The sequence below is a fragment of the Pseudomonas sp. KU26590 genome, from assembly GCF_026153515.1.
Taxonomy (GTDB): domain Bacteria; phylum Pseudomonadota; class Gammaproteobacteria; order Pseudomonadales; family Pseudomonadaceae; genus Aquipseudomonas.
This window is the reverse complement of record NZ_CP110644.1, coordinates 781,520-806,991: the sequence shown is the minus strand read 5'-3', so window position 1 is coordinate 806,991 and position 25,472 is coordinate 781,520. Positions and strand designations below refer to the sequence as shown.

The following is a 25,472-nucleotide window of genomic DNA, read 5'->3' as shown; positions in this document are numbered from 1 at the left end:
GACTGACCATGAATTTGTTCCGCTGGCTCAAGCCACCCAAACGCGCCGTCGCCCCTGAACTCACGCCTGAACAGCACCTGCGCCTGCGCGCCCTGCCCGGCCCGGGCGCGCTGGATCAGAACACGCTACGCCAGCAACGCTGGGTCGTGGTCGATCTTGAAACCAGCGGGTTGAATCTGCAGCGGGACGAGGTGCTGTCGATCGGCGCAGTGGTCATCGAAGATGGCGCGATCGACCTGGGGCAGCAGTTCGAGCGCACGCTGATGCGCGCCGATCACAAACTCAGCCCGAGCGTGTTGATTCACGGGCTGGGGCCGACCGCGATTGCGGCAGGCAGCGAGCCGGTCGAAGCGCTGCTGGATTTCATGGCGTTCGTGGGTGACAGCCCGCTGCTGGCGTTCCACGCGGCGTTCGACGAGCACATGTTGGGGCGTGCATTAAAGGAAAGCTTGGGCTATCGCCTGCAGCATCCTTTCATCGATGTCGCTCATATCGCGCCCTTCCTTTGCCCGAACGCAAATCTGCGTCAGGCAGGACTGGACGACTGGACGCGATTCTTCGGGCTTCACGCCGAAGAGCGTCATCACGCCAGCGCCGATGCACTGGTGACCGCCGAACTCGCGCTGATCCTCTTCAGCCACGCCAGGCGACAAGGGATCGAAACCCCTGCACAGCTTGAGCAAGGCGTGGCGAAATGGCGACGGCAGCAGCAGTCGCACTCTTTTTAGTGTTCACCCTCCCCGCCTGCATCTAAATCCCCTCTCGCCCTACAAATCGAATAGTCGATTCTTACGTCAACCGTTCGGCTTGTTCCTACAAGGACCAATTGCCAGCATTGGGCGGCTCTGACACAATCGCGAACAATTCTCGTTAGCCCCTTTGTTCTCCTTGGTGCGTTTGTGTCTTCACTCCAAAGTCCCCAACAGCAGCTCGTCGGAATGCTCTATCGCGACCATCGCGGCTGGCTGCTGGGCTGGCTCCGACGCAACGTGGCCTGCCCCCATCGCGCCGAAGACCTCAGCCAGGACACGTTCATTCGCCTGCTGGGCCGCGAGCAATTGCTTGAACCCCGCGAACCCCGGGCCTTTCTGGTCTCGATCGCGAAGGGATTGTTGTTCGACCACTTCCGCCGGGCCGCGCTGGAACAGGCGTATCTGGAGGAACTGATGCTGATTCCGGAGGGCGAACAACCTTCGCTGGAAGAGCAGCAACTGATTCTCGAAGACCTCAAAGCCATCGACCGTCTGCTGGGCAAGCTGTCCAGCAAGGCGCGCGCCGCCTTTTTGTACAACCGCCTTGATGGCATGGGTCACGCAGAGATCGCCACAACGCTCGGCGTCTCGGTGCCCCGCGTGCGTCAGTACCTGGCGCAGGGTTTGCGCCAGTGCTACATCGCGCTGTATGGCGAGCCGACATGAGCCGTATTTCCACCCGACCTGTTTCATCCCACGTGCTGGACGCCGCCATCGCCTGGCAACTGTGCCTGGACTGCGGCCGGGGCAGCGAAGCCGAGCGTGAAGAGTTCGCCAAGTGGTACGCCGCCAGCGACGAGCATGCGCGCGCCTGGATGCAGTTGGGCATGGTCGATCAGCGCTTCGCCGGCACCACCGGCCCGGCACGCTCCGCGCTTTTGCGTTCCCGAGATGGCATGGGCTTGCGCCTGCGCAAGCTCGGCCGCGGGGTTGCAGGGGTCGCGCTGGCGCTGGGCTTGACGGTATTCATGGGGGATCGCCTGCTGCCGGTGGATTACTGGCTGGCGGATCTGCGCACCGCCACCGGCGAGCAACGCACGATTCGCCTGTCGGACAACACGCTGATTCGGCTCAATACCCACAGCGCGCTAGACGTGCGATTCGACGACAAACAGCGAAGGATCGTGCTTCAGGAAGGCGAAATCTTCGTGGAGACCGGGAGCCACAACGACGCGCGTCCTTTCATCGTCGAAACCCCCGAAGGCCAGATGCGCGCGCTGGGCACGCAATTTCTGGTCAAGCGGCAGGCCGACGGCACGCTGTTGAGCGTGCTGCAATCAGCCGTCGCCGTGCATCCGCAAGCGTCGAGTCATGAAAAGGTGCTGAACGAAGGGCAGCAGATGTTGATTCATCGCAACAGCCTCGGGCCCATGCTCGCCCTTGCGCCCGGTACCGGCGCCTGGATGCGCGGCATGCTGGTGGTCGATAACGCCCGCCTGGCCGACGTGGTCGCGGAGCTTGCCCGTTATCGTCAGGGCCATCTCGGCGTAGCGAAAGACATTGCGGACCTTCGCATCACCGGCAGCTTCCCGTTGACCAACACGGATCTGGCGCTCAAGGCACTGACGCCGACCCTACCGGTGCAGATCGAATCGCGCACGCAGTGGTGGGTAACGGTGGTTGCCAGCGAGAAGAGGCCTGCCACGGCGCTGTGAATCGGGGTTCGCCAGCAAGCCGGCTCAGGTAATGGACTGTCGTAGCCTACGGATTCAACGCAGCTCACTTGTAGGAGCGCGCTTGCCCGCGAACGGGGATTATCAGCCACTGGATAAGTCGGCTGGCCCACCGCAATCGCGGGCAAGCGCGCTCCTACAGTGTTTTGCGCCTGGCGCCGGAGAACTCAAGCTGTAGCCGGTTTGCTGGCGAATGCGTCGGGTCGCTCAGCGTAGATATTTCTGGTCTGTGATCAGCCAAGAAGATCCTTGCGCTCGCCAATCAAAATTATTTTCGCCCGGCCCTATCACTTTTCAGATCTCGTTCGGCACATAGGCATTGAGAACCATTTCCATCGAGGTGCCGTTCATGTCCCGCACGCTTCAAACCCTTCTGCGACCCAGCCTGCTGGCTATCGCCGTCGCCATTGCCGCACCGATGCTCAGTGCGCCGCTGATGGCCGCTTCCCAGGCTTCCAGTGTCCGCGCCTACGATCTGCCCGCCGCACCGTTGTCGACGACGCTGACGCAAATTGCCAGTCAGTCGGGCTTGGCGTTGTCGCTGGATCCAGCACTGGCAGCGGGCCGTATGTCGGCGCCGGTTCAGGGCCAGTTCGACGCTTCAGGCGCGATGGGCCAGGCACTGCGCGGTACCGGCTTGCAATTGAACCTGACCACGGCGGGGACCTACACGCTGGTGGCAGCACCTGAAGGTGCGATGGCATTGCCGGCCACCAGCATTCAAGGCAGCCAGGAAAGTTTCGAAAGCGCGTGGGGCCCGGCGCAGGGATATGCCGCCAGTCGCACCGCAGCGGGCACCAAAACCGACACCGCACTGGTTGAAACGCCGCGCTCGATCTCGGTCGCGACCCGCCAGCAGATGCAGGATCGCGCGGTACAGAACCTGGACGACGCCGTTCGCTACATGCCGGGCGTGGTTGCCAGCAGTTACGGCAGCGACAGCCGGGCCGAATGGCTGAAGGTCCGCGGCTTCGAACCCACTCAATTCCTCGACGGCCTGCCGCTGCCGAAAGGCGCCTACGTGATGCCGAAGATGGAAACCTGGGACTTGGAGCGCGTCGCCCTCCTGCGTGGGCCGGCGTCTTCGGTGTATGGACAGACGCCGCCGGGCGGCATGCTCGACATGGTCAGTCGTCGACCCGAAGCCGAAGCCAGCCACGAAGTGCAGGTTCAGGTCGGCACTTACAACCGCAAGCAGATCAGCTTCGACAGCACCGGCAAGATCGACGACGCCGATAATTTCGAGTACCGCGTCAGCGGCGTCGTGCGCGACAGCGGCACCTCGGTGGACCACATCGATGACAAGCGCTACAACATCGCGCCGAGCCTGACCTGGAACATCGACCCAGACACCAAGCTGACTTTCCTCAGCCAGTTCAACCGTGACGATACCGGCATCACCAGCCAGTTCCTGCCGATTCAGGGCACCAAATACCCATCGGCCGCGGGCCGCGTGAAGTACCACGAAAACCTCGGTGATCCGGACTGGGAGTTCTACGATAAAACCTATTACGCGCTGGGCTATGCGTTCGAGCATCGTCTCAACGACGTCTGGCAGTTCAAGCAGAACGTGCGCTACACCAAAAGTGACCTGTCCTTTCAGGGAATCACGGCAGGCGGTTATTTCGGCTCGGTGTCCGACGATGGCACCGTTGCTCGTGGCGCCAATGTCGTGAACGAGGACATTTCCCAGTTCGCACTGGACAACAACCTGCAAGCCGACTTCGACACCGGCGCTCTCAAACACACCGTGTTGCTGGGGCTCGACTATCAGCGCGTGAACCACAACTACAAGTGGCAATACGGCAACGCGCCGACCAGCAACATCGTCAAGCCGGTCTACGGGCAGGACTTCAGCAACGTCGATTACACCGCCTATCAGGATTACAACCAGAAAACCCAGGACGTCGGGGTTTACATTCAGGACCAACTGGCCCTGGATAACTGGCGTCTGACCCTGGGCGGCCGGCAGGATCTGCTCAAGACCGAATCGAAGTTCTACAACAGTGACCAGTCCGACGACCGCACTGACAGCGCGTTTACCGGCAACGCCGCGCTCAGCTACGTCTTCGATTCCGGCTTTACGCCGTACATTTCCTACGCTGAGTCATTCCAGGCAGAGCAAGGCGGGGCCAATGGCGTGGCGTTCCAGCCGGGGACGGGCAAGCAGTACGAAGTGGGCCTCAAATACCAGCCGCCAGGCAGCAACATCCTCTTCACCGCGGCCGCCTACGACCTGACCCGCCGCGACATCGTGCTCAGCGACATCCTCGGCGTGCAGCGTCCTCTGGGCGAGGCGAAGGTGCGCGGCTTCGAGCTGGAAGCGGTGGGCAATGTCACCGACAACCTGAAAGTGACCGCGTCCTACACGTACGCCAATAGCAAGATGACCAAGGTCACCGACCCGCTGGACAAGAATCGTCCACTGCCACTCACGCCTGAAAACCAGGCGGCGATCTGGGGTGATTACACTTGGCACAATGGCGTGCTCGACGGTTTCGGCGTGGGCTTTGGTGCGCGCTATATCGGCGAAACCGACAACATTGCGATCGGCAGTTACGGGTTCGTCGCCGATTCCAACTACGGCCACAGCAATGCCTACACCGTCTACGACGCCGCCGTGCATTACGACCTCGGCCGCATGAACAACTCGTTCAAGGGCGTGAGCGTGTCGGTCAACGCCAACAACGTATTCGACAAGGAATACATTTCCACCTGCGACGGCTTCTATTGCTACTACGGCGACCGTCGTACGGTGCTCGCGAGCGTAGACTACAAATGGTAATGCTTTAAACTCTCATTACCTGAAACAAGGGCCGCTCCCACACAGCGGCCTTTGTTGCATTCGCTTACTCCGGATTTCCACATGAAAAGCCAAACCATTCGCCGCTGGTCTTTCATCCACACGTGGACCAGCCTGATCTGCACGGCATTCCTGCTGATGCTGGCGATCACTGGCTTGCCGCTGATCTTCAGTCACGAGATCGCTCACTTGACGGGGGATGCACCGGAATTCAAGGAAATGCCGGCCGGCACCCCGCATCTGGACCTCGAGCAACTGGTCCGCTCGGCCGAAGCCCACCGCCCCGGCGACGTGATGCAGTATTTCGGCTGGGACGACGATGACCCCAACGGCGTCTACGCCATCATGGGCAAGACCGCCGGCGGCGACCCTAACGAATCCCACAGTTTCATGCTCGACGCGCGCACTGGCGAAGCGATGGAAACGCCGAGCGCCAATGGCGGTTTCATGATGATCATGCTGCGCCTGCACGTGGACATGTATGCAGGGCTCCCGGGCAAGCTGTTGCTGGCATTCATGGGACTGCTGTTTGTCATGGCGATCGTGTCCGGCGTCGTGTTGTACGCCCCTTTCATGCGCCGACTGGATTTCGCCACGGTGCGGCCGAATAAATCCAAGCGAGTACGTTGGCTGGACCTGCACAACCTGATCGGCGTCGTCACGCTGACCTGGGCCATGGTCGTCGGCCTGACTGGCGTGCTCAACGCCTGCGCCGATCTGGTGATCGCGCAATGGCGCACCGACGCGCTGATGACCATGATCGCCCCGTACAAGGACGCCCCGCCCCTGGCCGAGCGCGCACCTGCGACCCGGCTGATCGACATTTCCAAAGCCACTGTCCCCGGCGCCGAGCCGAGCTTCATTGCGTTTCCCGGCTCGCGCTTTTCCAGCGAGCATCACTACGCCGTGTTCATGAAAGGCGACACGCATCTGACGTCCCATCTGCTGACCCCTGTCCTGATCGACGCCCAGGACCTGCAGGTCACCGCAACACTGGGACGCCCGTGGTACATGGACGCCCTGCTGCTGTCGCAACCGCTGCACTTCGGCGACTACGGCGGCATGCCGATGAAAATCCTCTGGGCCGCGCTGGACGTCTTGACCATCATCGTGCTCGGCAGTGGCTTGTACCTGTGGTGGGTCCGTCGTCGCGCTGCCGTCGCCGTTGCGAAAGCGGTCGCCGTAGAGGCAGAAGTGGCATGACCCGGCACAAAAAGCATTCGGCGTTCTGGAAGACCTTCGGCACGCCCGGCTGGATCGCCCTGCTGACCGCAGTCGGCCTGTTCGCCGCGCTGCTCGGCGACGGTGCGTGGGATGTACTTGCCTGGGTGGGCATGGCCATTCCGACCTGGTACAGCTGCAAAGGATTGATGGCACGCAAGCGGGTTTGATTCACCGAACCCTGCTTCTACATGATTTACATCGGATCGTACCCAATGAACCGGTTTGCCTTGACGATGGCAGGGGCGCGCGCATCCGCAGTAAAGCATCGCATCCTGCCTGGCATCCCTTAGTTATAAGCCGAACAAGTCTGTAAGAAGCTTCCCTCAAAACAACAGTAAGCGTCCTGCATGCTCCGACACCCAGGCTGACCTCCCCTGCGAGTCACCCTCCCGATAATCAATATTCCGCCCTGGCAGGGCATCCACAATATCCATCGGGAAGACCCACCATGGCGCTCGACGCATTTTTGAAGATTGACGGCATACCTGGCGAAGCACTGGATGAGCAGTGCAAAGACTGGATTGAAATCACCGGGTATTCGTTCGGCACCTACCAGTCCGCGTCCGTTACAGCCAGCACGGCAGGCGGCGCAACTTCCGGGCGTACCACACTCAGCAACCTGACGCTGACCAAGATGCTCGACAAGTCGAGCTGCAAACTGATGGCAGCCAACTGCGCCGGAGAGCACTTCAAGGAAGTAAAGCTTTCCGTCCACCGTGCAGGGGGCGACAAAATGAAGTTCTACGAAATCATTCTCGAAGAAGTGATCATTGCCGAATACAACCAACTCGCCAACGACGGCATTCCCACCGAACTCATCCAGCTCAACTACGGCCGTATCCGCTCGACCTACACCCTGCAAAAAAGAAACGACGGGAGCGCGGCCGGCAGCGTAACGGGCGGATGGGACAGGATCGGCAATAAGCAATATTGCTGAGCGAGGGACATGTCATGGACTTCGAACGTACCCAACATGTCGGCCATTACGGTGTCGTGTTTACGCTTATTCACTTCACCGTGCAGCCGGACGATGCCGCATCGTTGAGAACGATCAACCTACCGGAAATAACCAAGGGTCATTTTGAGGTTATCCGGTTGATTGAGGAAACCTACGAGCGAATGCTTGCACAGGGGCGGCCTTGCCGGATGGTGCTTGCGGTGTCTAATCGCCTTAGCCGGAATACTGCCGATCTATTAAATGATCAACGAGTGAGAGTGGGTGGCGCCATATCCTCGCTGAGCGGCAAAGCTGTTACAGAGGTGTTCGGTCCGTTAGTAGGAGGGATGGCGGGCATGTTCTCAGGAGGGAAGATCAAACAAGGAATCCCGACCTACCACGTCGGTGATGTAATAGTCAGTATCGACGCTCAAGTCGCGGGAGGTATTGGCCCTCAGAGATCCTCGTCAGCATTGCTGCTTAAAAACAACGGTGATGGCTAGATGGCGTTTTATATCTCGTTAATCATCGTCGCGGCTGCCATCTGGAGCGCCTGTCGAGTCACAAGACGCTGGCGCTATCAGTGGGTGCTTGGCCTCGCCATCATCGTCTTTTGGTTTTCTTACGTTGTCCCTTGGGTCGTGAGAGCGGAAGCAATTGAAGATGAGCAATTTCTTGATTATGAAATATTGCTCGAAGGCCTGCTCTACGTAGGGTTGGGATTACTGGGCGACAACTGGTGGCGTGACGACGAACCAAAGTAGCGAATCGCATTGACTCACCCACCCACTGGCTTGTCCCACGCTCCACCTCGCGCGGGGCGAGCACCTCCCGCCGTTCCAGTCATCACATGACCTCCCTCCATTTACAAATCCGGTAGGCCTGCCTTCTGCCCGAATCTCACGACTCCACAGGCACTCCATCACCCAAAACCCAGCCCCGCCGGTGACAATCCAGTTACATATAGAAATACAATGGCAATTTATGGGTATTTCAATTGACAAAAAAACGTGAGTTTGACTAAATCCAGTCGTACGACGACGTATAACGATCGCCGCCAAATAAAAACAATACCCAGAGTGGACTCGATGAAAATCAAAGGCATCCGTTGGTGGATGGTCGCGCTGATAACCGGCGGTCTGATCGTCAACTATCTCGCGCGCAACACCCTCTCCGTCGCCGCTCCCACCATGATGAGCGAGCTGAACATTTCCACCGAACAGTACTCGCACGTCGTCATCGCGTGGCAGATGGGCTATGCCTTCATGCAGCCGGTTGCCGGCTATGTGATCGACGCCATCGGCACCAAGATCGGCTTTGCAGTGTTTGCCATCGCCTGGTCTGTGGCGTGCGCATCAGCGGCCATGGCCACCGGCTGGCAGAGTCTGGCGTTCCTGCGCAGCTTGCTGGGCATCACTGAAGCAGCGGGATTTCCGGCAGCAATCAAAGCGACCACCGAATGGTTTCCGGCCAAAGAGCGCTCCGTCGCTATCGGCTGGTTCAACATCGGTTCTTCGATCGGTGCGTTGCTGGCCCCTCCCCTCGTGGTCTGGGCGATCCTGCACAGCGGCTGGCAGATTGCGTTCATCATCGTCGGTGGGCTGGGTCTGCTGTGGAGCGCGGGCTGGATGTTCTTGTACAAGCACCCGCGCAATCAGCGTTTGCTGGGTGACGAGGAGCGCGATTACATTCTTGCCGGTCAGGAATCCCACCTGAAGGACGCGCCGACCAAGCACGCCAGCTGGAAGAAGATCGTCGGTACGCGCAATTTCTACGCAATCGCCTCCGCCCGCATGCTGTCGGAGCCGGCCTGGCAGACGTTCAACGCCTGGATTCCGCTGTACCTGATGACCGAACGCCACATGAACATCAAGGAAATCGCGATGTTTGCCTGGCTGCCGTTTCTCGCCGCCGACATTGGCTGCGTATTGGGCGGTTACCTGAGCCCGTTCTTCTACAAGCACTTCAACGTGTCGCTGCTGACGTCGCGCAAGATGGTGATGGTGTTGGGCTCGCTATGCATGATCGGCCCTGGCTGCATCGGTCTGGTGGACAGCCCTTATGTCGCGATCGCGCTGCTGTGCGCCGGCGGCTTTGCGCACCAGACGCTGTCGGGCGCCTTGTACGCAATCACGTCGGACTCCTTCGGCAAGAACGAAGTGGGTACCGCAACGGGTCTGGGTGGCATGTTCGGGTTTCTGGGCGCGGCGCTGTTCACGCTGGTGCTCGGGATCATGGTCACCAAAGTAGGCTACAGCCCACTGTTCGTGGCGCTGGCGGCTTTCGATCTCATCGCCGCCACCATCATCTGGTTTGTTGCCAAGCCGCTGTTGACCGGCACACCCTCGGCGCAATCCGGCAGTGCATCGGCTGATTCTGCGGACGTCGTTCCGACGGTCTGACATCTATGGCCGGGCCGTCGCAAATCGGCCCGGCATTGCATCCGGATATTGCACAGCGTCGTGGCCCTGACTAGTCTGGAGGGCCAGGTCGATCAGAGGAATGTCCATGTCTGCGCCCAACATGACGTTGTATTACAACGCTGCTTCGCCCTTCGCGCGCAAGGTGCTGATCTTGCTTCATGAAACCGGACAGGCAAACCGGGTCAGTCTCAAAGCCGTTGCGCTCACCCCCGTCAGCCCCGACGCTGAAATTTGTCGCGACAACCCCTGCGGGAAGATTCCGGCGCTGTGTCTGGCCGACGACAACGTCATCCATGACAGCCGTGTGATTCTCGAATACCTGGACCAGCAGCATGTCGGCAACCCCCTCATTCCAAAAGAAGGCTCGGCGCGCTGGCGGCGATTGACGCTCGCGTCACTGGCCGATGCCCTCATGGACGCTGCGCTGCTTATCCGTTACGAGACCTTCCTGCGCCCCGAGGAGAAACACTGGTCGGAATGGCTCGACGCCCAGCAGGAAAAAATCACTCGCACGCTGGCCTATTTCGAAGCCGAAGCTGTCACTGAATTGAGTTCGCACTTCGACGTTGCGTCGATCAGCGTGGCATGTGCAGTGGGCTATCTGGATTTCCGCCAGCCAAACCTGGGCTGGCGCAGTAGCTACCCGCGATTGGCGAGCTGGTATTACGAAGTCAGTCAGCGGCCGTCGATGCTGGAGACTCAGCCGCCTGCGTAGCGAACGTTGGGAAGTATGCGAAGGCGTTGAGTCAGTCGATATTCTCAGCGCTGACCCACCGCGTTCGCCAGCAAGCCGGCTCCTACGGATTGCGTGTACGCCTGAAATTTCGGGAGCTGCGAGATCCATTGTAGGAGCGCTCTTGCCCGCGAAGGCGGTGGGTCAAACGATGTTGAGGGCGAAGGCTGATCGCATTCGCGGGTTCCTCGAAATCATCACAGCGCTCATCAGCACTCAGGCTTGTCGGCCGTATAACGACGGGCCGGGTTAACCGCCGCGCCGAATTCGCGCAGGGCTTTGGCGCCGATCAGCAACGGATAGTTGAAGTGGCTGCGGTCGACGAGGTTGACCTCCACGGTGCGTTTCACGTTGCCCAGGCACAGTTCGAGGTCAACAACCGGGCGCTTGGTGGGATCGGCCGGTTCTTCGTCATCGTCACCTTCGGAACGGCCCTTGATCCGGCTGATGCGCGAGACCTTGTGCTCGTACACTTTGCTGTCAGCGTCTTTGGTGGCCAGACGGAAGCGCACCCAGTCATCGCCATCGCGTTTGAACAGTTCGATGTCCTTGGCCGACAGCGATGCGGTCAACGCGCCGGTGTCCATTTTGGCCTTGAACGTCTCGCCAATCTCCGAGACCTGGATGTATTCGTAACGGCCATACAACGTCGGTTCGGCAGCCATGACAGGCAACGCCAGCAAAGACATAAGCGCCAGAAGGGATTTCACGTCACAGATTCCTCGTGATGGATGGGCGAGAGTGTGTGCCCGATTTAGACCGTAACTTTGCCGATGGTTCGCGCCAGACTTCGCGCTCAGCGGCAAGCGGGCCAAGCATACGTAGCGTACCGACAAAGGCGTGAAACATTCGTCGGTATCACCAGGATTTTGCGCCCGGCGCCCGGCCTGCTTATCATTGCGCGCCACCCTGTCGACCGCGAGTGCCTTATGCGTCACCTGCTCACCGGAATTGCCGTCACGCTGCTGCTTCTGCTCAATACGCTGGTGCTGATAGGCCCGCTGATGGTCTTTGCGCTGCTCAAGTTGGTGTTCCAGAGCGAGATGCGCGACAACTGCTCGGCGGCCGTGATGTGGATTGCCGAGACCTGGTGTGAAATCAACAAGCTGATTTTCAAAATTTGCCTGCCGACCCGGTGGGAAATCCGCGGCGACGAAGGCCTGCGTGGCGAAACTTCCTATCTGGTCATCGGTAACCATCAGTCGTGGGTCGACATCCCGGCGCTGGTGCAGGCGTTGAATCGACGTACGCCCTTCTTCAAATTCTTCCTCAAGAAAGAGCTGATCTGGGTGCCGTTTCTGGGGCTGGCGTGGTGGGCACTCGATTACCCGTTCATGAAGCGCTACACCAAGGCGTTTCTGGCCAGGCATCCCGAGCTCAGGGGCAAGGATCTGGCCATCACCCGCGAGGCATGCGAGCTGTTCAAACGTCAGCCGGCGACGATCGTGAATTACCTGGAAGGCACGCGCTTCACCCCGTCGAAAAAGGCCCAACAGGCTTCGCCCTACCGCTATCTGCTCAAGCCCAAGGCAGGCGGCGTCGCATTCGTGCTGGCAGCGATGGGTGAGCAACTGGACGCCGTGCTTGATGTGACGGTGGTCTATCCGAGCGAGCGCATTCCGGGGTTCTGGGACTTGCTATCAGGACGAGTGCCGCGGGTGATCGTCGACATCAAGACCCGCGAACTCGACCCTGCGCTGTGGCAGGGTGATTACGAGAACGATCCGGTGTTCCGCGTGTATGTGCAGAACTGGGTCAACCGGCTGTGGGAAGAGAAGGATGCGCGGATTGCCGAGTTGCGGGATAACCCGGCAGACGCATGCCCCTTGTAGGAGCGCGCTTGCCCGCGAATGGTATTTGTGACGACAGAGCTTCATCGGATATACCTATTTTCGCGGGCAAGCGCGCGCCTACAGGGTAGGTGTCGCTCAAAAGCCGTGTTCAGTAAGCGAAATCACTTGGCGCCCCAGACGCCACTCAACGCCTGCAACGCCGAACCGCCCGCGCCCTGCTGACCGAGGTATTGCAGGATCACCGGCACGAACTGGCTGACCATGCTGCTGTTCATGCCCAGCGCGCTGAAGGCCTTGTTCACGTCGCCCATGCTCTGCACATTGCCCAGCGCGCTGTCCAAGGCAGAGTTGCTGCTCCCGGAATTACCCAGCAGTCCGCCCAGACCACTCAGGCTGCCAAGGGCCGAATTGCCGGCCAGTTGGTCGAGGCCTGGCACCGATTTGCTCAGTTGCGAATAGTCATTGCCGGCGAGCTTGTTCTTGGCCAGACCCAACAAAGCGCCGGTCCCGCCCACCGCTTGCTCCGGCGTGACGTTCAATTGCGTACCCAGCGTGTTCAACAGCCCGGCTGCCTCAGGTGCGGCGGTTGCCTTTTGCTGACCGCCAGTGGCGTTAGAAACAGCATTGGCTGCGTCATTCAGATTGAAAGCGAAGACCGGCGTCGCCGCCAACGCCATCAGGCTCGCCAGCGCAGCACCACGTATATTTCTCAGTGAAACTTTCATCGCAACAACCTCGTTTTCCGGAGGACCGGCCATGGCCGGGTAAACACGCGTTGGACCGCCCCTCGAAGGGAAGTTCCACGCAAGGCCTCAGGGTTTGCTGACATAAAACAAACGCTGCGGCTCAAACGTCCGCGCCAGCCGTCGATCCGCAGCCGTCGAGCCCGCCCGCAAGAGCCGGTGGCGAATGAACGCCTTATCGAAATGCTCACCGCTGTGGAGCTTCTCGCGCAGGCTGATCAAGCGCGTGCCGCCCTGATGATCGTCGGCCCGATAAAGCGGTTCACTGAAGAGGCGCACTTGGGCGTCGGGGTTAGCTCCGGTGGATCTCAGCTGCACCTGGGTAATGATCGCGAAACCGGACAGCCAGGGCGACCATAGCCGGGAGACATCCGCGGCGAAACACTCACCCGGCGTGAAGTCAGCCTCGCAGTCCGACAGCTCACGGTAGGTCGGTGCCACTCGCACATGCTGGCGATACGCAGCGCGGTATCCGGTCTCGCAGACCGGCGGCGCAACCCCGGCCCAGATGCAGGCGTTGGCGTTTTCAAAGAACAGCTCTGACGATGCCCAGCCCGATGAAACGGGCTCAAGGTGAGCGCTCGTCAGCCTGGCAGGCAAGACAATGAGCGGCATTGCGAAGACGAAATGAATCGATGTTCTAACCCACCAGACAAGCATGCATGACCCGCCAACTGAAAAACCGGCCGGACAAATAACACGGAGATAAGGCCGCTGAAACAAGCAGGAATGGAATTCAAACGCTCCTCAATCATTTTCAGAAACGCCCTACAAATGTCGGGTTAGAGCCCTACGTCAGGCATAAAAAAAGCGACCCGAAGGTCGCCTTTTGTGAGCGTCAGAAGATCACGCGGCGCTGAACAGTTTGTGTGGATCGATGACGAATTTCTTCGGCACACCGGCATCGAATTCGCCGTAACCGCGCGGGGCGTCGTCGAGGCTGATGACTTCCACGCCCACCACGTCGGCGATGTTGATGCGGTCCCACATGATGGCCTGCATCAGTTGGCGGTTGTACTTCATGACCGGCGTCTGGCCGGTGTGGAAACTGTGGGATTTGGCCCAGCCCAGACCGAACCGAATGCTCAGCGCGCCGACCTTGGCGGCAGCGTCCACGGCGCCCGGGTCTTCCGTCACGTACAGGCCAGGAATGCCGATCTTGCCGGCGACACGAACAACGCCCATCAGCGAGTTGAGTACGGTGGCCGGTGCCTCGGCTTTGGCGCCCGCATGTCCATGACCGCGCGCTTCAAAGCCCACGGCATCGACCGCGCAGTCCACCTCCGGCTCACCCAACAGATCGGCGATCTGCTCGTGCAGCGGGGTGTCCTTGGACAGGTCGGCGATCTCGAAACCCTGGGCCTTGGCGTGCGCCAGACGCACCGGATTGACGTCACCGACGATCACCACGGCCGCGCCGAGCAAGCGCGCTGAAGCGGCGGCGGCAAGACCCACCGGACCTGCGCCAGCGATGTACACCGAGCTGCCCGGACCCACACCGGCAGTCACCGCGCCGTGATAACCGGTTGGCAGGATGTCGGAGAGGCAGGTCAGGTCGCGGATCTTCGACATCGCCTTGTCGCGATCGGGAAACTTGAGGAGGTTGAAGTCGGCGTACGGCACGAGCACGTATTCGGCCTGGCCGCCGGTCCAGTCGCCCATGTCGACATAACCGTAAGCACCGCCGGCGCGGGCCGGGTTAACAGTCAGGCAGACGCCGGTGTGTTGCTCTTTGCAGGAGCGGCAACGGCCGCAGGCGACGTTGAACGGCACGGAGACCAGATCACCGATCTTGAGGTTCTCGACGTCGCTGCCCTTCTCGATCACTTCACCAGTGATTTCGTGGCCGAGCACAAGGCCGACCTGGGCCGTCGTCCGGCCACGCACCATGTGTTGATCGGAACCACAAATGTTGGTGGAAACCACGCGCAAGATCACCCCGTGCTCGATCTTCTTGCCGCGCGGGTCCTGCATCTTGGGATAGTCGATTTTCTGCACTTCGACCTTGCCTGAGCCGAGATACACCACACCACGATTACCAGACATGCCTTCACCTCTTTATTTATTGTTGGATAGAGAGTGGATCGGGTTTCGAGCGGCAAGCTACAAGCCGCAAGAAATGTGCACACCGCCTTTTCTTGCGGCTTCAAGCTTGAAACTTGCAGCTACCACCTAAAGCACCACGGTTCTGTTGGCATTGAGAAACACACGTCGCTCAATGTGGTAACCCACTGCCCGCGCGAGGGTTAGGCCTTCGATGTCGCGGCCCTTGGCGATCAGGTCTTCAGGGTAGTGACTGTGGTCTACCACCTCCACGCCTTGGGCGATGATCGGCCCTTCATCCAGGTCGTTGTTAATGTAATGCGCTGTCGCGCCGACCAGTTTCACGCCCTTGTTGTAGGCTTGGTGATACGGCTTGGCGCCCTTGAACCCCGGCAGCAGCGAGTGATGAATGTTGATCGCCTTGCCATCGAGCTTGCGACACAGCTCCGGCGACAGCACTTGCATGTAGCGGGCGAGCACCACCAGTTCCGCGCCGGTGTCTTCGATGACTTTCATCACCTTGGCTTCCTGCGCCGGTTTGTCGTTGGGGTCGAGGGGGAAATGGTAGTAGGGAATGTCGTGCCAGCGCGCCAGCGGTTCGAGGTCCGGGTGATTGGAGACGACGGCGACCACGTCCATGGACAGCTGATTGATGCGCTGGCGGTAGAGCAGATCGTTGAGGCAGTGGTCGGCCTTGGAGACCATGATCACCACTTTCGGGCGGTAGTTCGGGGCGGTGAGTTCGAAGATCATGCCGAACGATTCGCCCCGCTCGGCCAGGCCTGCCCGGAAAGACGCGACGTCAAATCCCTCAGGCTGGCGGAACTCGACGCGAATGAAAAAGCGGCTGGACAGTCGATCATCGAACGAATGGTGCTCGGTGACGTAACAGCCTTGCTCGAAGAGGTAACGCGTCACCGCGTCCACCGTGCCCAGCACGCTGGGGCAGTCGGCGGTCAGAATCCAGGTATCGGGGGCGCGGCTCATGGGGTGTTGCTCCTGTGATCGTTCCCACGCTCTGCGTGGGAATGCAGTTCGGGACGCTCCGCGTCCATTGTCGAGTGACGCAGAGCGTCGTGGGCGGCGTTACCACGCGGAGCGTGGGAACGATCAACAACGATCAGCATAAGTCGCGTGGTCAACCTGGACTCAGGCGGCGACACCCAGACCATACTCCGCGCTCGCGTCCTGCAGCCACAGCCACCAGTAATCAGCGAAGCTGCGGCGGATGACCAGTTCCCAGGTCTCTTCGCCGGTACGGCGGATCACCAGCTGCGATTTGGCGAAAACCGTGCCGATGGCCTTGCCCACCGGGAAGCTGTTCGGGTGCACGTCGTAGCTGGTGGATTTCATCAGCACTTCGCGGACCTTCGGGCCGGTCAGCTCCAGCAGCGATTGCCCGCCGCTGACGTTGACGATAGCGATGTGCAAACCGGCGAGCGCTTCACGCAGCTTCTGCTCAACGGCGAATTCTTCACCGGTTGGCACAATCAGCAGCCACTCGTCCGGGCCAAGCCACTGGATCGAGCTATCGCCGCTGGACACCAGCGCCAGCGCACCCGGTAACTCCATGCCCAACGCCTTGTGCACGCCGGCAGCGAACGCCGGATCGTGACCGTTGCCGCGGATGGTCAGGTGGCCAAGCAGTTTTTTCTCCCGCAGCACGATGCCCGGATTGCTGCGGCCTTTGCCGATCAGGCTTTGAAGGTCAGCATGAAACAGCGGCGACTCGGCTTTGGCGTCGGTCGCTGGTCGCTGTTGGTAAACGTTGGCTGTGGTCATAGAGCACCTGTGTTGAATTCTGTTGTTTCAGTGAGCGCAGACCTTGTAGGAGCGCGCTTGCCCGCGAAGGGTATTGCTGACGACAGAGCTTTATCGGATGTACCTGGTTTCGCGGGCAAGCGCGCTCCTACAATTGATCGCGTTCCTCTGTAGAAGCCGGCTTGCTGGCGAACCGATCCGGCAACGCGACGTGTAAGACACACCGCGCTCGCCCACCCGATCACTCCACGTTCTGCTGATCACCCTTCGGATCGAAGAACACCGAGGACACGATCTCCGCCTCGATCACCGATCCATCCGCCAGCGGCGCGAACACCCGCTCGCCCATGCGCTTCAGCCCGCCCTTCACCACGCCCATCGCAAACGAATAGCCCAACGAGTTCGATGCGTAACTCGACGTCACGTGGCCCACCATCTTCATCGGGATCGCCTGCTTCGGATCGAACACCAATTGCGCGCCTTCCGGCAGCCACTGGTTCGGATCAACCGGCTTCAGGCCGACGAGTTGCTTGCGATCTTCCCGCACGCAGTCCTCACGGTTCATGCCGCGCTGGCCGATCCACGAGAACGGCTTGGTACGGCCGACACACCAGCCCATGTTCAAATCGTCCGGGGTCATCGAGCCGTCGGTGTCCTGGCCGACAATGATGAAGCCCTTCTCGGCCCGCAGGACGTGCATGGTTTCAGTGCCGTACGGGGTCAAGTTGTACTGTTTGCCCGCTTCGGCGATTTTTTCCAGAACGCCCATGGCGTAGTCGGCCTGGATGTTCACTTCGTAGGAAAGCTCACCGGTAAACGAAATCCGGAACACCCGCGCCGGCACACCGCCCACCAGACCTTCTTTCCAGGTCATGAACGGAAATGCTTCACGGCCCAGGTCGATGTCAGTCACTTCGCTGAGGAGCTTGCGGCTGTTCGGGCCCGACAGGGTCAGGGTCGCGTAGTGATCGGTGACAGAGGTGAAGTACACCTTCAGGTCCGGCCATTCGGTCTGTTGATAGATTTCCAGCCACTGCAGCACGCGTGCAGCGCCACCGGTGGTGGTGGTCATGATGAAGTGGTTGTCGGCGATGCAGGCGGTAACGCCGTCGTCGAAGACCATGCCGTCTTCTTTGCACATCAGGCCGTAACGCGCTTTACCCACATCCAGCTTGGTCCAGGCGTTGGTGTAGATGCGATTCAGAAACTCCCGAGCATCCGGGCCTTGAATGTCGATCTTGCCCAGCGTCGATGCGTCCAGCAGACCGACGCTGTCGCGCACGGCCTTGCATTCGCGGCGCACGGCGGTGTGGATGTCTTCACCGGCTTTCGGGAAATACCACGGGCGTTTCCACTGCCCGACGTCCTCGAATTCGGCGCCGTTCTTCACGTGCCACGCATGCAGCGCGGTGAAGCGCACAGGCTCGAAGACGTGACCGCAGTGACGTCCGGCAATGGCGCCGAAGGTCACCGGCGTGTAGTTCGGACGGAACATGGTGGTGCCCATTTCCGGGATCGACACGTTCAGCGAACGGGCGGCAATCGCCAGGCCGTTGACGTTGCCGAGCTTGCCCTGATCGGTACCGAACCCCAGCGCGGTGTAGCGTTTGACGTGCTCGACGGATTCGAAACCCTCGCGGGTCGCCAGCTCGATGGCCGCTGCGGTGACGTCATTCTGCAGGTCGACGAATTGCTTCGGCGCCCGGGCAGTGCCCTTCTCGTGCGGTACTTGAAACAGCGCCAGGGTCGGTTCTTCCACGCGGCTCAAGGCTTTGGGCAGTACGCCCTCGACCGGTTTGAACCCGGCTTCGCTGGCGGCACGCACACCGCCTTCAAAACCGTCGGCCAGCGAGTCGCCGAGCGCGTAAACGCCGTTCACACCGCCGACGCAGACGCGTTTCTGCGGCGCTTCGCCCGGCACGAAACCGAGGATGTCTTCGCGCCAGACCGGCTTGCCGCCCAAGTGCGACGCCAAGTGAACGATCGGGCTGTAACCGCCGGAGCTGGCGACCAGATCGCAGTCGAGCCACTCGCCCGGGCTGGTGACCTTGTGGGCTTTGACGTCGATGGCGGCCACGCGGGCGGCACTGACGCGCTTGCTGCCACGGGCTTCCACCACGGCGCTGCCGGTCAGGATACGAATGCCTTTGGCACGGGCTTCTTCCACCAACGCACCGCGCGGGTTGTGACGCGCATCGGCGACGGCGACCACGTGCAGGCCAGCGTCGAGCCAGTCCAGCGCCACGCGATAGGCGTAATCGTTGTTGGTCGACAGCACCAGTTTCTTGCCCGGCGCCACGCCATAACGGCGCACGTAAGTAGAGACGGCGCCGGCCAGCATATTCCCCGGCACATCGTTGTTGCCGTAAACCAGCGGACGCTCATGGGTACCGCTCGCCAGCACCACACGCTGGGCGCGAACCCGGTGCATGCGCTGACGTACCTGGCCAATCGGTGCGCGGTCACCGAGGTGATCGGTCAGACGCTCATGAATGGTCAGGAAATTGTGGTCGTGATAACCGTTCACCGTGGCGCGCGGCAGCAGGGTGACGTTGGGCAGGCCTTTGAGTTCGGCCACCACCGTCGCCACCCAGTCAGCCGCCGGTTTGCCGTCCAGACTTTCGCGGCTGTCCAACAGGCTGCCGCCAAATTCTTCCTGCTCGTCTGCCAGGATGACCCGGGCACCGCTGCGCGCGGCGGCCAGTGCAGCGGCCAGACCTGCAGGGCCGGCGCCGACCACCAGCACGTCGCAGTGCTGGTTCATGTTGTCGTAGGTGTCCGGGTCGAGCTCAGTCGGCGAACGGCCCAGCCCCGCTGCCTTGCGGATGTACTTCTCGTAGGTCATCCAGAACGACTGGGGGTACATGAAGGTTTTGTAGTAGAAGCCCGGCGGCATCAGCTTGCCGCCGACCTTGCCGAGAATGCCCATCATGTCGGTGTTCACGCTCGGCCAGCCGTTGGTGCTGGTCGCGACGAGGCCCGAATAAAGCGCCTGTTGCGTGGCGCGCACGTTGGGGATCTGCGTGGCTTCGGTCGCGCCGATCTGCAGCACGGCATTAGGCTCTTCGGAACCTGCTGCAAAGATGCCGCGAGGTCGGGAATATTTGAAGCTGCGGCCAATGATGTCGACGCCGTTGGCGAGCAAGGCGGCGGCCAGGGTGTCGCCTTCAAAGCCCTGATAGGTCTGGCCATTGAAGTTGAAATTCAGGACCTTGCTGCGATCGATGCGGCCGCCGTTGGGCAAGCGATTGGACTGGCTCATACCTGATCCCCCTTTCTGATCGCAGGCGCCGGATTGACGAACTGAGGCTGCGTGCCAATCGGATAGGTTTCGAGAATTTCGTAGGTCACGGTGTCACGCGTGGTGTTGAAGTACTGACGGCAACCCGCTGCGTGAATCCACAACTCGTGGTGCAGACCGCGCGGGTTGTCGCGAAAGAACATGTAGTCGCCCCACTCCTCGTCGGTGCACGCAGCCGGGTCGAGTGGACGCGGGATGTGGGCCTGACCGGAGACGTGGAATTCCTCTTCGGAGCGCAGTTCGCCACAGTGAGGACAGAAGATGTGCAGCATGGGATTTCTCCTGTGAGTGGGTTAGTGCGCAACCGCAGCGGCGCCGTGCTCGTCGATGAGCGCGCCGTTGTGGAACCGGTCGATTGAGAAGGGTTTGGCCAGCGGGTGCATTTCGCCTTTCGCCAGACTGGCAGCAAACACGTTGCCCGAGCCCGGCGTCGCCTTGAAGCCACCGGTGCCCCAACCGCAGTTGAAGAACATGTTCGGCACCGGCGTCTTGGAAATGATCGGGCAGGCGTCCGGCGTGGTGTCGACGATGCCGCCCCACTGGCGGTTCATGCGTACCCGGGACAGCACCGGGAACATCTCGACGATGGCCTGAATGGTGTGCTCGATCACCGGGTACGAGCCGCGCTGGCCATAGCCGATCCAGCTGTCGATACCGGCACCGATCACCAGGTCGCCCTTGTCGGACTGGCTGATGTAGCCGTGCACGGCGTTGGACATGATCACGCTGTCGATAATCGGCTTGATCGGCTCGGACACCAGCGCTTGCAACGGATGGGATTCGACCGGCAAACGGAACCCGGCGAGCTTGGCCATGTGGCCGGAGTTGCCGGCCGTCACCACGCCGACGCGCTTGGCACCGATAAAGCCCTTGTTGGTTTCGACGCCGATGCACACGCCGTTTTCCTTGCGAAACCCGGTCACTTCGGTCTGCTGAATCAGGTCCACGCCCAACGCATCGGCGGCACGGGCATAGCCCCAGGCCACGGCGTCATGACGCGCCACACCGCCGCGACGTTGCACAGTCGCGCCAATGATCGGGTAACGGGTGTTTTTCGAGCAGTCGAGGTACGGAATTTCTTCAGCCACTTGCTTGCCGTTGAGCAGCTCGCCGTCGACGCCGTTCAAGCGGTTGGCGCTGACGCGGCGCTCGGAATCACGCATGTCCTGCAGGGTGTGGCACAGGTTGTAAACGCCGCGCTGGGAGAACATGACGTTGTAGTTGATATCCTGAGACAGGCCTTCCCACAGCTTCATCGCGTGTTCGTACAAGTGCGCGGATTCGTCCCACAGGTAGTTGGAACGCACGATGGTGGTGTTACGCGCGGTATTGCCGCCGCCCAACCAGCCTTTTTCGACCACGGCCACGTTGGTGATGCCGTGTTCTTTGGCCAGGTAATACGCCGTCGCCAGACCGTGGCCGCCGCCGCCGACGATGACTACGTCGTAGACCTTTTTCGGGGTCGGCGTGCGCCACATGCGCTGCCAGTTTTCGTGGTGGCTGAGGGAGTGTTTGAGGAGGCCGAAGCCCGAGTAATGCTGCATGGTGCGACTCCTGACTCAGCGGTAAACCGGGAAATCGGCGCACAGCGCGGCGACCTGCTCGGCAACATTGGCCTCGACATCGGCGTCGCCGAGGTTGTCGAGGATGTCGCAGATCCAGCCGGCCAGCGTGATGCACTGGGTAACTTTGAAACCGCGCGTGGTCACCGCCGGGGTGCCGATGCGCAGGCCCGAGGTCACGAACGGCGACTGCGGGTCGTTCGGCACGGCGTTCTTGTTGACGGTGATGTGCGCTCGACCGAGCGCAGCATCGGCATCCTTCCCGGTCAGGCCCTGACGAATCAGGCTGACGAGGAACAGGTGGTTATCGGTCCCGCCCGAAACAACGTCGTAACCTCGATCGATAAACACCTGGGCCATGGCCTGGGCGTTGTCGATCACTTGCTGTTGATAGGCTTTGAATCCGGGCTCCATGGCTTCTTTGAAGCACACGGCCTTGCCGGCAATCACATGCATCAGCGGACCACCCTGGGAACCCGGGAACACGGCGGAATTGAGTTTCTTCTCGATCTCTTCGTTGGCCTTGGCCAGGATCAAGCCGCCACGCGGACCGCGCAGGGTTTTGTGGGTGGTGGTGGTGACCACATCGGCGTACGGCAGCGGGTTCGGGTACAAACCCGCAGCGACCAGACCGGCGACGTGGGCCATGTCAACGAACAGCAACGCGCCCACTTTGTCGGCGATCTCGCGAAAGCGCGGGAAATCCAGGGTTTTGGAGTAGGCCGAGAAACCGGCAACGATCATCTTCGGTTTGTGCTCGACGGCCAGTCGCTCGACTTCGTCGTAATCGATCAGGCCGGTGGCAACGTCGATACCGTATTGAACGGCGTTGTACAGCTTGCCCGAGGACGACACTTTGGCGCCGTGGGTCAGGTGACCGCCATGGGCCAGGCTCATGCCCAAAAGCGTATCGCCCGCTTGCAGCAGCGCCAGATAAACCGCGCTGTTGGCTGACGAGCCCGAGTGCGGCTGGACGTTGGCGTAGTCGGCGCCAAACAGCAACTTGGCGCGATCGATCGCCAGTTGCTCGACCTTGTCGACGTGCTCGCAGCCGCCGTAATAACGTTTGCCGGGATAACCCTCGGCGTATTTGTTGGTCAGGCCGCTGCCCTGTGCCTGCATCACGCGCTTGCTGGTGTAGTTCTCCGAGGCGATCAGCTCGATGTGGTCTTCCTGACGCTGCTCCTCGGCACCGATCGCCGCCAACAGTGCATCGTCATAACCCTGGATCTGGTCTTGCTTGCTGAACATCGCGGTTCTCCCAGCGGCGGCGCGGCGCCTGAATGATCGACAGGGCCTTGAACTGCCCTTTGGCCACGATGGTAGGGCTGACGATGACAGCCCAGATGCCTACGCACGCCACACAAAGGCGCGTTTACGACATCGTCGTCATGCAGAGATACGTCGGGCCATGGGCCGGGAGTGATGCACCACACTCCGCGTGGGGGCCATCATCTCCTCGGCTGTTAGCCAAGGGCCGGCAAGACATCTGCACTCACAGACCCAATCGTGAAAAAGCTAACTTCCAAGCGGTGCCCCTGCTTGCTGCTCGCTTACAAACCCCCTGTGAGTTATTGGCCAGTTCCCCAGGGGTAGCAGCAGTACAGGAGAAGCAGTTGCATATCTGCCAGCATTAAAAATTAATGACCAATAAACACAGTATTGAACACCCTTTAAACATACAGGCATATTCTGCAACAGATCAAACATAACGTTTATTGAGTTGAATATTAAAGAGAAGATAGGGTCGCAAGCCCAGCCAATGCTAGGCGATAGGTCATGTCAACAATCAAAAAACCTTATTACACAATGGAAAGAGCTTTGTTTCGTGGGAAAGTATGGAAGGAATACAGTGGTTCATTAGGCGCAGTCCCGATTAACACAACCCAGAAAATATCTTATAGTCAGCTTCCACCAGGAACGCTGCCTGAATCCGAGACTGATCAAGATAAGGTAGAAAGGCAAGAAACAAAAGAACCGGAGGTTGAGCGACCAATGCAAGTTAAACCCGTGCAGCCCGCGCAACTAAAAACCCATGACGCCGAGGATAAAGACAAGCTTCCCGAATTTGACATTCAGGACATACCAGACGCCATGGACAGAATCGGATGGCCTGTCGCCGCAAAGCTAGCGAGAGTGTGGTTTTCCACCCCGAAGAATATTTGGGACAACAACTTGAACTCAACCCAGCCCGTTAATAGCTCAATCGTCACTATCGACTGGGCTCTGAGCTACGGAAACCTCAGAGATAAATTCAACAAACTAATCGATGAAGATATTTATTCCGATAAAGCCGTTTCTCTAATCAGGAAAAAAATATTTCAACACGTCACAACACAATTCATCGAGACACAGAGCACAAGCCCAATCCTAAACTTAGAGACATCAACAGGCATAGCAGAGCTGAGTAAATTTCATTCACAATGGCAAGTCCAACAAAGAAGAATAAGCACCTTCGACACATTAGATGGCTTGTTAATGACTGACCTTTCTGCCGCACTTGGGAACTTCGTCCTTTACGCTGCCATTGGGAGAGCTGAGGTTAAAAGCGAACGCTACTTCGACTACCAAACCCATCCTTATCAATATTGCGCCGAGGCCACCGCCCGAGTGACACATGTCTACATTTACGTGAAGGATAACTACTCCTTCAATGACAAAGACCCAACAAATAGCCAATATCTCGGTCACTGGAACAAAAAGAATATGATCCTTTCATACACCGTTGCAGCAAATGACCTGCTGGGGCAGTATGCACCCGAATGGAAAGTTAAAAGTTTGAATAGTAGCGACGAAATTGAAAGGACAGAATTAAACTGGGACTACCTTATCAACAGATCAGAAGTAGACAAACCTATTGACAAGAGAACAGGCATCGTCAGAAAATTCATCGAAAAAGACATTTACTGGCCGGTATACAACAAGTCTTACAATGAATGGAGAGAGCAGCATGCGAGGGGTGGAGACTTCATGATTTTCAGCGAACCAAAACTTTACAAGCTAAAAAAACCTATCTCATTCAAGCTGGACCGAATATGCAGACCGTACGACAATACCTCCACACATCGGTAAAGAAAATCGCCCTAACTATTGCTTCAGTGATAATTTTTAGTGTGTTTTTTTTCGCTGCTGACTGGGCACTATCCGGAAAGTTTCACAACGGACTCATCATCGCTGGCCTGTCATTCGCCAGCGAACTTTCGCTTCCTCTGGGGTTGGCCATTTTGTCCTTTTTCGGATATAAAGCCACTAAAATTATCAGAGAAGAGAAATCCCCACGCCAAGAATTCGTAAAAATGATACCTGCGGCCAGCATATGGCTGAGCATCCTATTATTGACGATAAACTTTTTTGCGGGCCGCAGCATAACGGACTGCCAAAAATTCAATTACAACAACACGCTAAACGGCGGAATCAAAGAATTCAACGGCAAGCAATACACTGTCAATATCTGCGGAAGTGGAGTTAGCAACAGTCACTTTTTCGGTGATGGACTGGATGCCGTTCAGTTGACTATCATCGATGATAAAGGTGATGAATTAGCGAAGAGGAGCTACAAAGTCTCTTGGGACACTCAACCGGGGCATGAACCCCTTACCACAGAGAAAGATAGCATTACATACCAAGATGATGAGGACCAGCGGAGTTACATTATCAGCATGCCGCCAACACTTATAGACCGGATACAAGCAAGAGTTCCGCTTTTTAGAATTTGGGAATAGCT

General features: G+C 59.3%; 24 protein-coding genes. 14 read left to right on the top strand and 10 right to left on the bottom strand.

Annotated elements, in window-relative coordinates:
- The first annotated feature begins 8 nt into the window (after positions 1 to 8).
- From OKW98_RS03675 to OKW98_RS03625, 11 genes are all read left to right on the top strand, one after another.
- A complete protein-coding gene (locus OKW98_RS03675) occupies positions 9 to 728 on the top strand; it encodes a PolC-type DNA polymerase III (RefSeq protein WP_265388016.1) in 720 nt (239 codons plus the stop codon).
- 210 nt (positions 729 to 938) lie between these two features.
- Complete coding sequence (locus OKW98_RS03670; protein WP_265389641.1) at positions 939 to 1,418, top strand: RNA polymerase sigma factor; 480 nt, start codon at positions 939 to 941, stop codon at positions 1,416 to 1,418.
- A complete protein-coding gene (locus tag OKW98_RS03665) occupies positions 1,415 to 2,407 on the top strand; it encodes a FecR family protein (protein ID WP_265388015.1) in 993 nt (330 codons plus the stop codon). The genes OKW98_RS03670 and OKW98_RS03665 overlap by 4 nt, the downstream gene beginning before the upstream one ends.
- Before the next feature lie 367 nt (positions 2,408 to 2,774).
- Positions 2,775 to 5,210: a TonB-dependent siderophore receptor gene (locus tag OKW98_RS03660; protein WP_265388014.1), complete on the top strand. Its 2,436-nt coding sequence runs from the start codon at positions 2,775 to 2,777 to the stop codon at positions 5,208 to 5,210.
- Positions 5,211 to 5,291: 81 nt separating this feature from the next.
- Complete coding sequence (locus OKW98_RS03655; RefSeq protein WP_265388013.1) at positions 5,292 to 6,431, top strand: PepSY-associated TM helix domain-containing protein; 1,140 nt, start codon at positions 5,292 to 5,294, stop codon at positions 6,429 to 6,431.
- Complete coding sequence (locus OKW98_RS03650; protein WP_074886829.1) at positions 6,428 to 6,619, top strand: hypothetical protein; 192 nt, start codon at positions 6,428 to 6,430, stop codon at positions 6,617 to 6,619. Before OKW98_RS03655 ends, OKW98_RS03650 begins: the two co-directional genes overlap by 4 nt.
- Positions 6,620 to 6,900: 281 nt before the next feature.
- Complete coding sequence (locus OKW98_RS03645) at positions 6,901 to 7,389, top strand: Hcp family type VI secretion system effector (protein WP_265388012.1); 489 nt, start codon at positions 6,901 to 6,903, stop codon at positions 7,387 to 7,389.
- Positions 7,390 to 7,403: 14 nt separating this feature from the next.
- The gene (locus tag OKW98_RS03640; protein WP_265388011.1) at positions 7,404 to 7,892 is read left to right on the top strand and encodes a hypothetical protein; all 489 of its coding nucleotides are present in this window, start codon (positions 7,404 to 7,406) and stop codon (positions 7,890 to 7,892) included.
- Positions 7,893 to 8,153 (top strand): hypothetical protein, encoded by a 261-nt coding sequence (locus OKW98_RS03635; protein WP_265388010.1) that lies wholly within the window; start codon positions 7,893 to 7,895, stop codon positions 8,151 to 8,153.
- 324 nt (positions 8,154 to 8,477) lie between these two features.
- Positions 8,478 to 9,791 carry an MFS transporter gene (locus OKW98_RS03630; protein ID WP_265388009.1) on the top strand — a complete coding sequence of 438 codons (1,314 nt, stop codon included), beginning with the start codon at positions 8,478 to 8,480 and terminating at the stop codon, positions 9,789 to 9,791.
- 106 nt (positions 9,792 to 9,897) lie between these two features.
- Complete coding sequence (locus tag OKW98_RS03625; RefSeq protein ID WP_265388008.1) at positions 9,898 to 10,527, top strand: glutathione S-transferase family protein; 630 nt, start codon at positions 9,898 to 9,900, stop codon at positions 10,525 to 10,527.
- 227 nt (positions 10,528 to 10,754) lie between these two features.
- Here the strand turns inward: OKW98_RS03625 and OKW98_RS03620 are convergent, their stop codons facing one another.
- Positions 10,755 to 11,255, bottom strand: coding sequence for an ATP-dependent zinc protease (locus tag OKW98_RS03620; protein ID WP_065991278.1), 501 nt, complete (start codon positions 11,253 to 11,255; stop codon positions 10,755 to 10,757).
- 219 nt (positions 11,256 to 11,474) lie between these two features.
- Here OKW98_RS03620 and OKW98_RS03615 point away from each other — a divergent pair, with 219 nt between their 5' ends.
- Positions 11,475 to 12,377 (top strand): acyltransferase, encoded by a 903-nt coding sequence (locus OKW98_RS03615; RefSeq protein WP_265388007.1) that lies wholly within the window; start codon positions 11,475 to 11,477, stop codon positions 12,375 to 12,377.
- 122 nt (positions 12,378 to 12,499) lie between these two features.
- Here the strand turns inward: OKW98_RS03615 and OKW98_RS03610 are convergent, their stop codons facing one another.
- From OKW98_RS03610 to glyA, 9 genes are all read right to left on the bottom strand, one after another.
- On the bottom strand, positions 12,500 to 13,063 hold the full coding sequence (locus OKW98_RS03610) for a DUF2780 domain-containing protein (RefSeq protein WP_265388006.1): 564 nt from the start codon (positions 13,061 to 13,063) through the stop codon (positions 12,500 to 12,502).
- Positions 13,064 to 13,150: 87 nt separating this feature from the next.
- The gene (locus OKW98_RS03605; RefSeq protein WP_265388005.1) at positions 13,151 to 13,696 is read right to left on the bottom strand and encodes a DUF1190 domain-containing protein; all 546 of its coding nucleotides are present in this window, start codon (positions 13,694 to 13,696) and stop codon (positions 13,151 to 13,153) included.
- 231 nt (positions 13,697 to 13,927) lie between these two features.
- Positions 13,928 to 15,127, bottom strand: coding sequence for a formaldehyde dehydrogenase, glutathione-independent (gene fdhA / locus OKW98_RS03600; RefSeq protein WP_265388004.1), 1,200 nt, complete (start codon positions 15,125 to 15,127; stop codon positions 13,928 to 13,930).
- Positions 15,128 to 15,253: 126 nt separating this feature from the next.
- Positions 15,254 to 16,111 carry a formyltetrahydrofolate deformylase gene (purU, locus tag OKW98_RS03595; protein ID WP_265388003.1) on the bottom strand — a complete coding sequence of 286 codons (858 nt, stop codon included), beginning with the start codon at positions 16,109 to 16,111 and terminating at the stop codon, positions 15,254 to 15,256.
- 162 nt (positions 16,112 to 16,273) lie between these two features.
- Positions 16,274 to 16,906, bottom strand: a complete 633-nt coding sequence (locus OKW98_RS03590; RefSeq protein ID WP_265388002.1) for a sarcosine oxidase subunit gamma — start codon at positions 16,904 to 16,906, stop codon at positions 16,274 to 16,276.
- 220 nt (positions 16,907 to 17,126) lie between these two features.
- Positions 17,127 to 20,147: a sarcosine oxidase subunit alpha gene (locus tag OKW98_RS03585; protein WP_265388001.1), complete on the bottom strand. Its 3,021-nt coding sequence runs from the start codon at positions 20,145 to 20,147 to the stop codon at positions 17,127 to 17,129.
- A complete protein-coding gene (locus OKW98_RS03580; protein ID WP_074886785.1) occupies positions 20,144 to 20,458 on the bottom strand; it encodes a sarcosine oxidase subunit delta in 315 nt (104 codons plus the stop codon). Before OKW98_RS03580 ends, OKW98_RS03585 begins: the two co-directional genes overlap by 4 nt.
- A gap of 21 nt (positions 20,459 to 20,479) precedes the next feature.
- Positions 20,480 to 21,730 carry a sarcosine oxidase subunit beta family protein gene (locus OKW98_RS03575; protein WP_265388000.1) on the bottom strand — a complete coding sequence of 417 codons (1,251 nt, stop codon included), beginning with the start codon at positions 21,728 to 21,730 and terminating at the stop codon, positions 20,480 to 20,482.
- Between the two features lie 15 nt (positions 21,731 to 21,745).
- Positions 21,746 to 22,999, bottom strand: a complete 1,254-nt coding sequence (gene glyA, locus OKW98_RS03570; protein ID WP_265387999.1) for a serine hydroxymethyltransferase — start codon at positions 22,997 to 22,999, stop codon at positions 21,746 to 21,748.
- 528 nt (positions 23,000 to 23,527) lie between these two features.
- On the opposite strand from glyA, the gene OKW98_RS03565 reads away from it, so the two are divergent.
- Positions 23,528 to 24,820, top strand: a complete 1,293-nt coding sequence (locus OKW98_RS03565; RefSeq protein ID WP_265387998.1) for a DUF6402 family protein — start codon at positions 23,528 to 23,530, stop codon at positions 24,818 to 24,820.
- The gene (locus tag OKW98_RS03560; protein WP_265387997.1) at positions 24,784 to 25,470 is read left to right on the top strand and encodes a hypothetical protein; all 687 of its coding nucleotides are present in this window, start codon (positions 24,784 to 24,786) and stop codon (positions 25,468 to 25,470) included. The genes OKW98_RS03565 and OKW98_RS03560 overlap by 37 nt, the downstream gene beginning before the upstream one ends.
- Positions 25,471 to 25,472: the final 2 nt, after the last annotated feature.